A 13,271-nucleotide genomic window follows, 5' to 3' on the forward strand; every position below is an offset into this window, starting at 1 on the left:
CAACTTGCTGCAGTATTTACGGCTATCAAAGGAGAGATGTCCGCTTCGTGCCAAGAGCGGACATTGCTAAAGTTACATTGAAAAGCTGACTAGCAATTATTTTGGATTATTTATCGAACTTTTATCAGGCACTGTTCTTCCTGAAATAGTCTCTTAGACGTGAATATTGTGCGTCTTGCTCAAGTTTTGATTCTGCCTGGATAATTTCATTCAGGCAAGCACCATATTCATTGGATACCCACTGCCGATTATCATCAGTAAGGATGGATCCCAGTAGCAATGTTGCTTCGACAGGAAAACGGGTGCATAGGCCGGATTCATGCAGACGATGCACTACGTAGTAAGGGTGTTCAACAGGTACTAGCCAATTAAGTACGTTATTCAAAGCCGAAGGAAATTCATCGCCGGTAGCAATTATTAGCCGGGCCAGTGAAACGGTCATTTGCGAAGTAAGCAGATTCCGAGATTTTGGCCAGATGTGTTTCCACAACGGAAGGACTCTATTTTTCCAATAATCCTCTCTCTTGTCCGCAGCCCCTTCCTGAGCTTGACAGAGTGCCAGAGCACATTGTTCAAGACCTTCTGGCGGGAGTGCTTCAAAAGCGGCACGAAACTCTTCCGTAGTGTAATCTGCTGTCGGGCCAAGTGCTGCGTATGTTAAGAAAGTTGCATATTGCTGACGATGATCACCAAGTTCTGAATAGTGGTTTGCGCTATCGAGGCATTGGTGCTTAAAGGCAATCATCAATGGTTGGTAAAGGCGAGGCGACCAGAGAAAGCCTTCCCACACAGACTTCGCTTCAAAGGGATTAGTCCAGCTAAAAAATGGTAAAAGATATTGTTCTGTCCAAGGGCGGTCTACACGGAAAAGTGCAATGAGCTGTGAACTTAGCAACACTCGCCCATGAACAAATCGCTTGATACTAGGATCACAAAGCGCACTGAAAATAGAGTTAAGATAATCAGGAAGTTGCTCGTTATCATTTGGCTCTTGTTTGAACCATAGGTTCACCAGAACCTGAGTAACATGTCCGATGGGATGATTTATCGCAGCATCGACCGGACTGTATGATTTATTGCCGTTGATGACAATATTCGCATCGGTACCAGCTTCAAGTGGTAATGCCAGTATTCTGCGACAGAGCCCGATAAGTATATCTTGGTGGTGGTTTATAAACTTAGAAGCCGTTTCCATCCACCATGCCACACTATGGATAATCTCCTTGAGATAATGATCTGGCATGGCCTGGACTATGGGTGCAATATAATGCCACGAGCGTGAAACCAGATCATCAGTTGCCCAGGCCTGGAGAGCTACACGCCAGCGCTCAGTGAGCCAGATATCTCTTTTCGCCAGTTCGCAAAGTGCATATGCGCTATGAAAGAATCGTGTACGGCAAACATCTCGCCAGGTATCTTCGTACATAGACTGGTGTTCTGGTTCTTTTTTTTGTAACCATGTGACCAACTCATGTCGGTTTCGAGGAGCAGATTCAATCTCTCGGCTGTCCTCAAAATCCGGATCGCCTGTCCCGCTCATCCAGTGAGAGAACTCGTCACGTTCGTTGTCAGCCAACTCCCACGTTGGATATCTGTTGGATATTTCTTCCAGTCGTGTCGTTGCTACTGCTCCCAGATTTAGGTCAGAGTCTTTTAATTTAGCCAGATGTAACCAGACAGAACGATCAGTTATATATTCCCATCTTCCATCTTCAAGATCATCCCGGTACAAATTTCGTGGCGGGCCTGCAAGGATTGCTGTTTCAAGATTCTCCTGGGCAAATCCGCTCAGATGCTTACCTTGTAACACAAACAATCTATTAACTTCCCGCTTGGTCTCAACACACCACAGCCACCAGGAATCATCGCTTAACAACCATTTGACCCATTCTTCGTAAGGGATGCAATTATCATGGCTAGCGGCAAAAAGAGCCAGTCGTTTGAAGGTAGGATAAGGGAGCTCAAACCATCCATTTGCAATGATTGCCGCGCGTGGGACATCATTAGCCTTAACTGCGAGCCATGAATCTCGCAGTAACTCAATTAAACTCACCCAATCATGATATCCCCGATTCTGCCAGTGTGGGGTAATAGACGGAAGATCCCAGTATGAACGATCTTTAAACGCATCAGCTTCTCCCATTTCATGCAACAGATCCAGTGCATCCTGCAAAAGCTGTTGAAAATCATTCAGCAGTAAAGGTAAAGCTATATTCCAGTTGTCACAATCCTGTTCATTCAGAGTGGAGTGCACATGATCAGCAGTGAGAACCAGTTCCCAGTCTACCAAGTGCCTGATGCTAAGCGGTGTATCAGGAACACTTACGTCGTAATCCCAGCGAATGGGCTTTCTCAATAAAACCTTTGGTGCAAGTAATCCACGCAATTTAAAACGCATAGTAGTGGACAAGCCATCCCTTTTAAGCTGCCTAAACCAGTTATATAGATCAGGATTATGTCCCGGTGGTTTCAGCCGATCGCTCAGTAGTAAATTCCATAAAATTCGCATTAGGGGGCCAGGAACTGCTTTGGGAGAGCTTAATCTAATTCTATCCAGCTCAGCGGTGTTGCCATCAAGCTCAAGCGTAGCTAGTCTGTCCAATCTATCCTGAATCAAAAAAACGCAACGTTCTTGAAGGTGCCCTCCACGCTCAGCTATCCAGATTATCAGTCGGGGGTCGTCAAGGTGCCGTATCAGCCAGCGGAAAATGTGATTCATCACATCATCCCATTGGCTATTGGCTACACCTCGAGATGCCAGACACATATAAGGCGCACGTGTGTAAGACGCAGGGCGTCGGACCAGACTAAAACGAAGCTTCGTATCCTCCTCATCCTGAGGAGAGACACCAAACCGAATCAAATCTTCATGCCCAAAATTCTCAAGACTGAATGTTTCCAGCAACCAGTCCAGTGAAGGAACGGGATCAAAATCAGCGAAGCGTTTCGCGGGTAATCCTGATTTATCGGATAATGCCCAGAGCATGCGTCCGACGAAATTATCCTGTCTCGTTGTATCCTGTGGCCGTGCGGGAGCATGTTTGACAACTATCGCTTCTTTCCCCTGGACCCCATCACGGTATGTTTCCGCCCAAGCATGCAGGGTATTATGTAAGGCTGAATGATCTATGCTACCAGCAGGAACATTATAGAGAATAGGGGTAACACCTTTAGCCCCCCACTCATTGGCTTTTTGCTCTTCCTGTCCTGGTTCGCAATCACCTAATGCCCAAGCCTGCGGGGTGATTTCACCCAGCATACGGTCAGCCGCTAAAGCATCCATCATGTAGCGTAATACAGGGTCATTGATACTATACCCCACAAAACAAACCACATAGTTCCGGAATAATTCACTTACAAAACGTGCAGCCCAGCGTTCAGTCAAGTATGCCAGCCCGAAATCGCCACTGGTAACAACTAACCGATTTAGGGCAGTATCATCAGGCTTATTTGGTATCAATCCATGCAAAAAGACCAGTCCATCCCATCGACTAATCTTTGGAATAGGTAACATAGGAGATGAATATTCGTGGAAGGTCTGACGAGTACGTTTGGCAGCTACATGAAAAATACGATCGAAGTTCGTCGTGACCAGTCTTAGCGACCCTTCATGATTACGTGCCAGATGTAACAGCGCAGCCTGAGTATCAACGGCACCTTTGATGCGGGTGTTTGGTTTCAGCGCACTCACAAGGGCCCGTCTAACGGCAATTCTCTGACCGGGTAAACGGCGTTCCAGAAGATCTAATGTGGCATCATACTGGCCCCGATCCAAAGCAGCTTGTTCAAGTTCCGAAGGTTTTGTTCCATTCAGTCGGTAAATTTCCTTGACCAACCCTTCAAAGCCCGGCAGACGTGCGGGGTATGAGATGCCCGCGCCGCAGAAAAATACCACCCGACCTTCTTCATGAGCCTGCAAAAGAGACTCAGGAATGTCAGGTCCGTTTGTTACAAATTGCATTCCTTATGCTCCTATCCTTATTAGCCTTGTACTATAGCCTAAAATTATTTGTAATCTTATGAAGGCTGATGCAACAGAAGTAAACAATATACTTAATTGACAATACATGATCTTTACTAGTAATCGATCCCCATAGCTAGTGGCCTGTTCACCGTTGCTCTTCACTTGGCAGTGTTAGTATTAACCCTATGGGTGAAGTTCCGCTTTTCGCTCACAGCGGACCTTCAGTTTCGTTAGAACGTCCGCCCTGTGCCAGAAGCGGACACTACTAACCTACAACAAGGTTGCAAACCGCTTTTTACCTCACTGTAAATCGTGCACAGGTACCGTTTTGTCCGAACTTCGTCTTATGTGCTGAGTTAAGCAAAACTTTTCTGGCGATCAGGTGATCCGCAAACGGTCGTCAAGTAAAATGCATATGGGTAGTCAAGTCACATGCAATTTTGCAGAAAATGCCTGGTGAGCGGCATCCCAACCGGGTGATTACTCTTCTTGCTAGGCATTACGGAGTTGGGTGAAAAACAGCCTCATTTTGTCGCTCTCCGTTGAATGGTGCGCTCGCCTGTGATCATTGGGACAAAGTACTACAAGATTAGCCAGTGTATCGAGACCATCTTCGCTCAAAGGCTGAATATGATGCACCTCAGCAAAGAGAGTCCCTTTGCTCGTCAAAAATCCCGGCTCGCCGCAATACTCACAAATTCCACGGCTTCTTTTTAATGCCTGCAGTCGCAACCCACTGCTCCTGCGGGCTGCTTCTGATTTCTCTATACTGCTGTCATCACGAAAATCACCATGCTGATCTTCGTATTGAGCGACTTCACCTCGGGTAAGAAATAATACACCTGTCAGATCGTCGTAGGCCGCAGACCATTGTTCGGTATCCAGAATGCGCTTGCTCGTATTACGTACCTTCAGCAGCACGCGGACCGGCAATCTCCTGCGAATAATCTCCTTATAAATGTCATCAGTTTCCTTTCCTTTCCTGTCCTGCCCCCGAGCTTGGTAGCTGGTCGTGTATGTATCTTCCGAGCCGGTCGATATCTTGATGTTATCGGTCCACACGTTAACCACTGCGATATCACCCTCAAGCCAAGCCCAGCTTTGGTTGTGGTTAGGTGAGTTAGCATGTGGCCAGTCATCTAATGACATACCGGCCATTTTCAGCAGGTCGTAAATCCGTAAATTTCTTTTCGGAACAGGCAAACCCATCATTGATTCCATTTTTATAGTTGGTTAATAGATTACTCCAACAATTTTTATTTTTCTGGTCCGCATCGCAAGGCTTTTCTTCTCTATTCTTTAGAAAATCCCCAATATCAGAGCGGCATGACGCTTGAAGGGTAATCATGTCGCTTCAGGCGATGGCACTAATGTCCATTTTTACCATTTCAGGGGCGTGAGGATCGTCCAGTGCCAACTTCCGCTTCTCGCTCATAACAGACCATTTCCTCCCTATGCCCTGCCATCTGCTTTCATCCGCTGATATTTAGCTTTCAAAAGCTCCGCCGGTGTCGGCCCCTTCGGAGCAACTGGTGCAGCCAACGCCTGTCGAACGGGCGGAATCGGCTTCCTGGCCAGCACTCGCTTTTCCCACATACCCAGTATATCTCCAGCCTCACGCTCAAGCTCTTTGTGACTCAGTTGGCCATCGGTTCCGCGGCGCCGCAGTTCGAGACAAATGTGGTAGTAAATCGGCTTAGGCCACGGATATTGCTCGCTGCTCGAGTACCGGAACACCAGCTTACGCCACTTCCAGTATTCAGCCATGACGTCAGCGGTGGTGATCCCCAGCACGCTGCGCCCTTCCCTGCACCACTTGATGAATTGGCCTGGCGAAGGCAGGAATGGGCGTTCCTGACGGCGTACCATGCGCATGCCGGCTTCAACCTGCTCCATGGTGCTTATCCCGTTTTCTTTGAACGCCAGCACCCACTGGCGGCGGATCTCGTTCACATCCTCCTGGCTGCGATTAACTAGGCTTGCCGGGAATGCGGCCGCCAGCTGTACGAATAGCCCGTTGATAATCTGCGCCACTTGCTGCGTTTGTTCGCGCTCGGTGTACTGCTCTGGCAAGTTATGCGCCACGCGGCGAGCCTGTTCCCGGTCAAAATCGCGAATGCTCTCTGCAAGGTTTTTCATTCCAGCATCCCGTCGATCCAGTCGGTGTTATGCAGGTCGATACCGCCCCGGGATGGTTTTACCGCTCCGGTTGCACGCAGCCGTTTGGTGGTGAGCTGATCCCACTGCTTTCGCAGACTTGAAGGGCTCAGGATGTTGTCTTTCCAGAACTCGTCCCGGTTGGCCCACTGGAACAGGTCACAGATTTCGTAGTGAGTACGCTTGTCCTGGACACGCATCAGCCTGATGGTGTTTGCCCATTCAGCCCAGTTTGGCTCTGATAGCGATGCATTGACGGTGAGAAGCCTGTCGTAAATCCAGCGTGCGGCCTTGAGGTCGTCAGCGGATCCCCATGATTTACCTGCTGGGGTGTATATCCCGGCGGCAGCTTCTGGATGGCGTGAGAGAAACTTTTGAGTCTTCTGGTTTCGGGATTCGTCAGAATTCCGAGACGAGGATATTTTAATATTGTTCTTGTTATAGTCTTGGGTGTCTACCGTTTCCGGGAAGGTTTTTCCCGTTTTCGGTAACACTTTTCCCGATTTCGGGAAGACTTTTCCCGTTTTCGGTTTGTCTAAAATCCAGGCTGAAAGGTCAGTATTTATACCGACCGTTTTCATCACGCCCTGCTTTTGACTGAAGATAATTTTGCGTTCTGCGAGTGATTTGAGCGCATCAGAAACGTGGGAATCACTCAGCCCTGTAAGCTCGGCGATCACCGTGTTCGTAACGCGATCCTGCTTCTTGTTCCAGCCGTAGGTAAGCCAGATCACCGCTTCAAAACACTGCCACTCCCGGCCTGACATTCTCAGACGAGGCTTGAGCTGTTGGATCTCGTTAGCGACCTTGGTATACCCGTTCGACAGGTCGGCCATACGACCTCCCGGTTGTTCGGTTCTGTGGGGGAAATTGATAATTTCAGCTGTGTTTGACATACTTAGCTCCGCAATTACACTCCGTTTTTGCACCTGAAAGCCGTTGGTGTTCGAGCACCGCGGCTTTCGCCTTTTCTGAAGTCTTCACATTGCCCCCAGCATGGTTGTGACCATTGTCATCAAAGGACCTACTTGCTCCGGCATGAGGCGGAACAGCGACGCTATCCCCTCGCTTACCTCTTTCAGCTTCTGAAGCTCTGGAGCGTCCAGCAGGACAGCCTGCTTAGCCTCGGCACACTCTTTCATCGCAGAGGCGATCAGCGACATCGTGTCGTTCTTCGGCGCCAGACGGTTACGGAACTCCAGCGGCAGGACGGCCATGATTGCCGGGGCCAGCTGGCGGACATTCTCGCGGTACTGCTCAGAGTCGAAACGGTTATCCAGGAAGCGAAACAGCTTCTGGCGCGCACGGCCGATATCCTCTGGGAAGCTGATGGCTGTTCCGCCCCGCTCCCGGTATTCGTTGATGATCAGCGCTGACACGACGTCCTGATTGTTCAGCGCCGACGACCACGCCCGGACCACTTCGCGGATCTTTTCGTGGTCTGGAGCCGCCTTAGGTTGAGCGTGGTTTATCATTTCTCCCGGGTGTATTCCGGTATTCTTTTGATACGCAAGTGAATGCATTGCTTTCTCTTTCGTTGTTAGGGCCGCCGTTAAGCGGCATGGTTGTCAGGGGGTGGAAAGATAGACGGCAGATCCGGGCGAAATTCATGAGCCTGGATTTCACCACCAACCGCTTTCACCAGTTCAGGAACGTGAACCGGGGAGATGCGTTTCTTTCCGTTTAGCCAGTCGCAGATAGTGGACTGCGCTTTACCGCAACGTTTTGCCAGTTCTTTCTGGCTGCCAGCAATGGCGATCGCTTTCTCTACTGCGGAGTTCTTCTCTACTGTTGGGGTCTTCATTATCACCTCAGCTATCAGTTCAAAGCGATTATGGTTATCACTTTAGCGAATGTCAATCGCATAGGCGATTTTTTGCTAAATAATCGCTTGAGCGATACAGTTAAAGGAATCAGTGATAGGGGTGAATATGGGATTCTCGGAGCGTCTGGCGCAGGCAATGAAACATGCTGGATATACACAGGGCCGATTAGCCAAAGATGTCGGCATGGCTCAGTCAAGCGTAAATAAGTTACTCAAGGACGCGAACGGCTCTCGTAAAACCGTTGAGATCGCTTCTGTTCTGGGAGTGCGGCCGGAGTGGCTGTCTACTGGCGAAGGGGAAATGGCTTCCAATGGCTTAAAAGAACCGACTGCGCTATATCAGGTTAAGCCGTCATTGAATGGGGTTTACCGCGTGGATGTTCTCGACGTTAAAGCCAGTGCTGGGCCGGGCGCAACTGTCACCAGCGATTTCATTGAAACTATCCGAGCCATTGAATATACAACTGAACAAGCGCGCGCATTGTTCGGCAACCGACCAGCTGCACACGTCAAAGTCATAACGGTTAACGGCGACAGCATGGATGGCACCATTTCGCCTGGCGATCAAATTTTCGTTGATACCAGCGTTACGCATTTTGACGGCGATGGGGTTTATGTATTTGTCTTCGGCAAAACCCTTCATGTTAAGCGCCTTCAGATGCAGCGTGACCGCCTCGCGGTAATATCCGACAATCCGATTTACGAAAAGTGGTACGTTGAACCTGAAGATGAAGATACATTTTATGTGATGGCCAAAGTTCTGCTTAGGCAGTCTGTTGACTATAAAAGATTCGCGTAAAGATAAAATACGGAAATAATAAGATTATGAAATGGTTGAAATTTGCAATTTTAAGCACAGCTTTGATTTCTTCTCAGGCAATGTCTGCGAGATGGTTGTTAACATATTCTAAAGATGAGATGCGTGGTACAACTGAGAAAATTCTACAGACTAACTCAAAGCGACCTGTTGATTTACAGCCACCATATCAAGGCGGATCATGGCTGGCGATGGTTCTGCGCTCCCCTAGAGTCGAACTAAAAGAAGGTGAAAACCCTGACAATATTCAGCTAGATAAAGCAATCCTCATTATCACTAAAGGGCAATTCAACTGTCCTTCATATGATGGTTGTTACATCAATGTGAAATTTGATGACGAAAAAATACAGAAATACAAAACACTCAGGCCAAATAATGGTAGTACTGATGTTATTTACTTAGAAAATCCAAAAGTGTTTCTACAGGACATAGCTAAACATAAGAAACTGATTATCGAGGCCGATTTTTATCAATCTGGAGCTCGTCAGTTCACTTTCGATTTAAATGGATATTCTACCCCAGAAATAAATCCAGAAACAGAATAACATCCAACCCGCTCCGGCGGGTTTTTTACTGCCCTCACCCACCCACTCCTCCTCTTTCCCCCAACTTTTAACCCAACAGCTATCACTTTTTTCGCCATTCACAAAAAAATATCGCTTTAACATTCAATTAATTATCACTTTATCGATGATTGTTATCGTTTTGGCGATTGACTGAGTTAATCGCTTTAGCTATTGTTAACCACATAGACGAACGGCGCGTCGTTAAACCATGCGTCAGACGCCCGGCGGGCTCAGGGTGAATGGCAATGGTGCGTAATCAAACGACTTTCATACCTCAGTCGCTTCACCGAGGCGCCTTAGTTATGAAAACCAGCGGCCATCCACCGCTACAACAATGTGCATCAGGTATAAACGTTCCGCTGGCCGGCGATAAGGCAAACGAGGGTGAGAATGATTGATTTCGCACGCAAACCAGGACGGCAACAGGCCGTGAAACTGAACCTCTTCGAGGTGATTCTTCGCCGCCTGTGCTACCTGCTGGCGCAAAAGGGGAATCCAGATGTGTAACTCAACGAAATGCGGGTACTGCGGCAAGCCGGTTAAACCGGGGGAAGTAGTCAAAAGTACCCTTCTCTATTGCAACGGCGCACAGCTGGCGCGCAAAGATAAAGAATACTGCTCTGAACGTTGTGCTTCGTACGACCAGATGGCCCACGAGGCATAACGTAAAAGCCGCGCAAGGCGGCCCGTACGTCCGGTGCTCCCGACCAAAGTTACACCGGAAAACTACTTAAAAAACCAAAGTTCACCCAATGGGCGCTATCTCTGGCCCGGGGATCTTACATCTAAAAAAGAGGATCTCACATGGAATTTTTCTATGTAGTTAAGGCTACGCAGAAATCTTGCAAAGAAGACGCAGTGATTTGGTTCACTGCTAAATCAGAAGCCCGTGCCAACCTGCAGCTCGATGTTGAGCTGGAAGATGCTGGTATTGAAACCGGCCGCGGTAAGGATTACGCCAAACCTGTTCGCACCGATTTCCCAGTCTTCGACGACCTCCCGGAAGAAAGCACCGTGGATTACACCTGGTGCAAACGCTACGAACTCCAGGATAATGGACGCACCTGGCTGCCAAAGGCTGGTGCTGAGTCGACTGGTGCCGGTGATAACACTCCCGCACCGGAAACGACCGTTAATGTCGAAACTACCATCGAAAGTGTCCCGCTTGAAAACCGCACTCCAGCGGTCCGTTTTGCCGTCCACCTGACCAGCGACAAATACCAGTCACATATCACTAAAGAGCAGCAGCTGGCTGCCAGCGAAATGTCTCTGGATGAAGGCAACACTTATCTCCAGAACCTGCTGCTGGCGAAAAACGACATCCCTGAAGTTGCCGAACTCAGCCTGAACGCTGAGTGGAAACTGGTTCAGGCGATTAAGCAGGTATTCGCGCCAGATGAAGCGCACGAAACTGAAATTATCGCTGCATTCATGGCTGACTGGGCGAGAGCAGATGCCGGCGACCGCAATCAGTTAGTTGCAGAGTGGAGAAGCGGAAAAATTAATCTTCTCAAATCAGAAATCACCAGCGATGCCGGCGTTACAACCGGTCAGGATCCAGAACCTGAAACCGGTATTCAGATTGACGAGAATGATGACGAAACCACACGTTATCCAGTCCTTCGTATGCCCTTCCGCAAGCAGCTACTCGCCCAGTTCACCGGCGATGAACTGCGCCACCACTTAACCCGCGAAGAATACGAAGGTATCAGCGCGCTGGAAATGGACACTGACAACGGCTACGTCCAGAACCTGCTGCTGGCGGCAGAAAACTGCGAAGAGGTTAAGGGTTACGATACCAAAGACCTGTGGCGCTACACCGAGGCCATTCGCAAGGTGTTCAGCCAGGAGAAGCGTCACGAACTCGCTTTGGTTCTCCGATTCACCAGAATCTGGGCGGCGACTGATTACATTGACCGCGGCATTCTCGTTCGCGAATGGGCTGCAGGTAATCGCATCAGTAATATTCAGCGCACTGATTCTGGTACCAATGCAGACGGCGGCTATGTAACGGATCGCGGCGAAGGCGCGCACCACACTCTGGACACCCTCGATCTTGAGATCGCATGCGCCCTACTGCCTATGGACTTCCACCACTTCGAAATACCTTCGAGCGTGTTACGACGTGCCAAAGAAATCGTGGCTAAGAAAGAAGAACCATGGAAATCATGGAGCGCCATCCTGCGTAATCAGCCCGGCGTACTGGCGGTGAACCGTGCGGCAATCTTCAATCTGATCCGCATCGCACCAGAGAACATTCATCACACGCCAGCGGCTCATCTTGAGTTTGTGAATAAAACCATGACGGCTGAGTTTAACTCTGCTGTGGAGCTACTGCCGTTGCCTACTGCTGCAGTTGAGACTGAAGCCCCAGTTGAACAACCACAGGTTGAAAATCTCGGCAGTGGAGTGTTCTCCATCGATGGCCTGATGGGTGGAAATACCGAACCGGTCGTCGATACCTCCTCAAATGAAGTCGAAAAAACGGAAAACGCAGCGGAGACCACCAACGATGTGCAGATGGAAACGGCTAAGCCAGAGAAAGACGAAGATGTTGGTTCGGTACCACCGAGCGAAAGTACTGATGCAGCTAATTCGCAGACAGATTCCGTAGCGTTGGAAGAACACCAAGCAGAACCGGTAATTGAATACCCGGCTTACTTCGAGCCTGGCCGCTACGAAGGCCTACCGAATGACGTTTATCACGCAGCAAACGGTATTAGCTCAACCCAGGTGAAAGATGCCCGTGTCAGCCTGATGTACTTCAACGCGCGCCATGTGGCTAAAACCATCCCGCGCACAGCGTCCAAAGTGCTGGATATGGGAAATCTGGTGCACGCCCTTGCACTGCAGCCGGAAAACCTCGAAGCAGAATTCAGCGTAGAACCTGAGATCCCAGAGGGTACTTTCACCACCACCGCAACTCTGCGCGAGTTCATCGACGCGTACAACGCCAGCCTGCCGGCGCTGCTAAGCGCTGACGAGATTAAAGCGTTACTTGAAGAACATAACGCGTCCCTTCCCGCTCCAGCGCCGCTTGGCGCCAGCCTGGAAGAAACGGCTCAAAGCTATATGGCTCTGCCTGCTGAGTACCAGCGTATTGAAGAAGGCCAGAAGCAAACGGCGACGGCAATGAAAGCGTGCATCAAAGAGTACAACGCCACTCTGCAGGCGCAGGTTAAAACCAGCGGCAGCCGTGATGCGCTACTCGAGCAATTAGCGATCATCAATCCTGATTTGGTCGCACAGGAAGCGCAGAAACCGACGCCGCTGAAAGTGTCCGGCACCAAGGCAGACATGATCCAAGCAGTTAAGTCGGTTAAGCCCGATGCCATATTCGCCGACGAACTGCTGGATGCCTGGCGCGACAACCCTGGCGAAAAGATTCTGGTTACCCGCCAGCAACTGGCCACAGCGCGGGCAATTCAGTCAGCACTACTGGCGCACCCGACCGCGGGCATGCTGCTGACACATCCAAGCCGCGCCGTTGAAGTGAGCTACTTCGGTTTTGACGACGAAACAGGTTTAGAAGTGCGTGTACGTCCGGACCTTGAAATTGAACTGGACGGCGTGCGCATCGGTGCGGACCTGAAAACCATCAGCATGTGGAACGTGAAGCAAGAAAGCCTACGCGCCAGGCTGCACCGGGAAATCATTGACCGGGACTACCACCTCAGTGCGGCTATGTATTGCGAGACCGCGGCGCTGGACCAGTTCTTCTGGGTTTTCGTCAACAAAGACGAGAACTACCACTGGATCGCCATCATTGAGGCGTCAACCGAACTGCTGGAACTGGGCATGCTCGAGTACCGCAAAACGATGCGCGCCATTGCCACAGGTTTCGACACGGGCGAATGGCCAGCGCCGATCACTACCGATTACACCGATGAACTGAACGACTTCGACCTGCGCCGCCTCGAAGCGCTGCGCGCTCAGGCTTAA

General features: G+C 49.7%; 10 protein-coding genes and 1 pseudogene. 5 read left to right on the forward strand and 6 right to left on the reverse strand.

Annotated features, from left to right (window positions below):
• Positions 1-124: 124 nt before the first annotated feature.
• From dsr1 to FOY96_RS12120, 6 genes are all read right to left on the reverse strand, one after another.
• Entirely contained in the window at positions 125-3,961 is a 3,837-nt protein-coding gene (dsr1, locus tag FOY96_RS12095; protein ID WP_143347144.1) for an anti-phage defense-associated sirtuin Dsr1, read from the reverse strand.
• A gap of 495 nt (positions 3,962-4,456) precedes the next feature.
• A complete protein-coding gene (locus FOY96_RS12100; RefSeq protein ID WP_172620515.1) occupies positions 4,457-5,176 on the reverse strand; it encodes an HNH endonuclease in 720 nt (239 codons plus the stop codon).
• 240 nt (positions 5,177-5,416) lie between these two features.
• Entirely contained in the window at positions 5,417-6,103 is a 687-nt protein-coding gene (locus FOY96_RS12105) for a replication protein P (protein WP_143347147.1), read from the reverse strand.
• Complete coding sequence (locus tag FOY96_RS12110) at positions 6,100-7,017, reverse strand: phage replication protein O (protein WP_172620516.1); 918 nt, start codon at positions 7,015-7,017, stop codon at positions 6,100-6,102. Before FOY96_RS12110 ends, FOY96_RS12105 begins: the two co-directional genes overlap by 4 nt.
• 84 nt (positions 7,018-7,101) lie before the next feature.
• Entirely contained in the window at positions 7,102-7,644 is a 543-nt protein-coding gene (locus FOY96_RS12115) for a toxin YdaT family protein (protein WP_143347149.1), read from the reverse strand.
• A 29-nt stretch (positions 7,645-7,673) separates the two neighbouring features.
• The gene (locus FOY96_RS12120; protein WP_087822704.1) at positions 7,674-7,925 is read right to left on the reverse strand and encodes a transcriptional regulator; all 252 of its coding nucleotides are present in this window, start codon (positions 7,923-7,925) and stop codon (positions 7,674-7,676) included.
• A gap of 127 nt (positions 7,926-8,052) precedes the next feature.
• On the opposite strand from FOY96_RS12120, the gene FOY96_RS12125 reads away from it, so the two are divergent.
• The 5 genes and pseudogenes from FOY96_RS12125 to FOY96_RS12135 all read left to right on the forward strand — a co-directional run bounded on the left by FOY96_RS12125 (position 8,053) and on the right by FOY96_RS12135 (position 13,271).
• A complete protein-coding gene (locus tag FOY96_RS12125; protein ID WP_143347150.1) occupies positions 8,053-8,745 on the forward strand; it encodes a LexA family transcriptional regulator in 693 nt (230 codons plus the stop codon).
• Positions 8,746-8,771: 26 nt separating this feature from the next.
• Positions 8,772-9,308: a hypothetical protein gene (locus tag FOY96_RS12130; RefSeq protein WP_087822706.1), complete on the forward strand. Its 537-nt coding sequence runs from the start codon at positions 8,772-8,774 to the stop codon at positions 9,306-9,308.
• A gap of 372 nt (positions 9,309-9,680) precedes the next feature.
• Positions 9,681-9,836: pseudogene (locus tag FOY96_RS23135) on the forward strand (hypothetical protein); the annotation flags it as partial.
• A complete protein-coding gene (locus FOY96_RS23140; protein ID WP_074171917.1) occupies positions 9,829-9,993 on the forward strand; it encodes a YdaE family protein in 165 nt (54 codons plus the stop codon). The pseudogene FOY96_RS23135 and the gene FOY96_RS23140, both read left to right, overlap by 8 nt.
• Positions 9,994-10,133: 140 nt before the next feature.
• Positions 10,134-13,271: a RecE family exodeoxyribonuclease gene (locus FOY96_RS12135; protein ID WP_143347152.1), complete on the forward strand. Its 3,138-nt coding sequence runs from the start codon at positions 10,134-10,136 to the stop codon at positions 13,269-13,271.

The organism is Enterobacter asburiae (assembly GCF_007035645.1).
GTDB classification, from domain to species: Bacteria; Pseudomonadota; Gammaproteobacteria; order Enterobacterales; family Enterobacteriaceae; genus Enterobacter; species Enterobacter asburiae_B.

What these genes read in the sequence shown, in the direction of transcription:
- FOY96_RS12105 (WP_143347147.1), bottom strand. Translation starts at nt 6,103, where the DNA reads ATGAAAAACCTTGCAGAGAGCATTCGCGATTTTGACCGGGAACAGGCT.
- dsr1 (WP_143347144.1), bottom strand. Translation starts at nt 3,961, where the DNA reads ATGCAATTTGTAACAAACGGACCTGACATTCCTGAGTCTCTTTTGCAG.
- FOY96_RS12115 (WP_143347149.1), bottom strand. Translation starts at nt 7,644, where the DNA reads ATGCATTCACTTGCGTATCAAAAGAATACCGGAATACACCCGGGAGAA.
- FOY96_RS12120 (WP_087822704.1), bottom strand. Translation starts at nt 7,925, where the DNA reads ATGAAGACCCCAACAGTAGAGAAGAACTCCGCAGTAGAGAAAGCGATC.
- FOY96_RS12130 (WP_087822706.1), top strand. Translation starts at nt 8,772, where the DNA reads ATGAAATGGTTGAAATTTGCAATTTTAAGCACAGCTTTGATTTCTTCT.
- FOY96_RS12110 (WP_172620516.1), bottom strand. Translation starts at nt 7,017, where the DNA reads ATGTCAAACACAGCTGAAATTATCAATTTCCCCCACAGAACCGAACAA.
- FOY96_RS23140 (WP_074171917.1), top strand. Translation starts at nt 9,829, where the DNA reads ATGTGTAACTCAACGAAATGCGGGTACTGCGGCAAGCCGGTTAAACCG.
- FOY96_RS12125 (WP_143347150.1), top strand. Translation starts at nt 8,053, where the DNA reads ATGGGATTCTCGGAGCGTCTGGCGCAGGCAATGAAACATGCTGGATAT.
- FOY96_RS12100 (WP_172620515.1), bottom strand. Translation starts at nt 5,176, where the DNA reads ATGATGGGTTTGCCTGTTCCGAAAAGAAATTTACGGATTTACGACCTG.
- FOY96_RS12135 (WP_143347152.1), top strand. Translation starts at nt 10,134, where the DNA reads ATGGAATTTTTCTATGTAGTTAAGGCTACGCAGAAATCTTGCAAAGAA.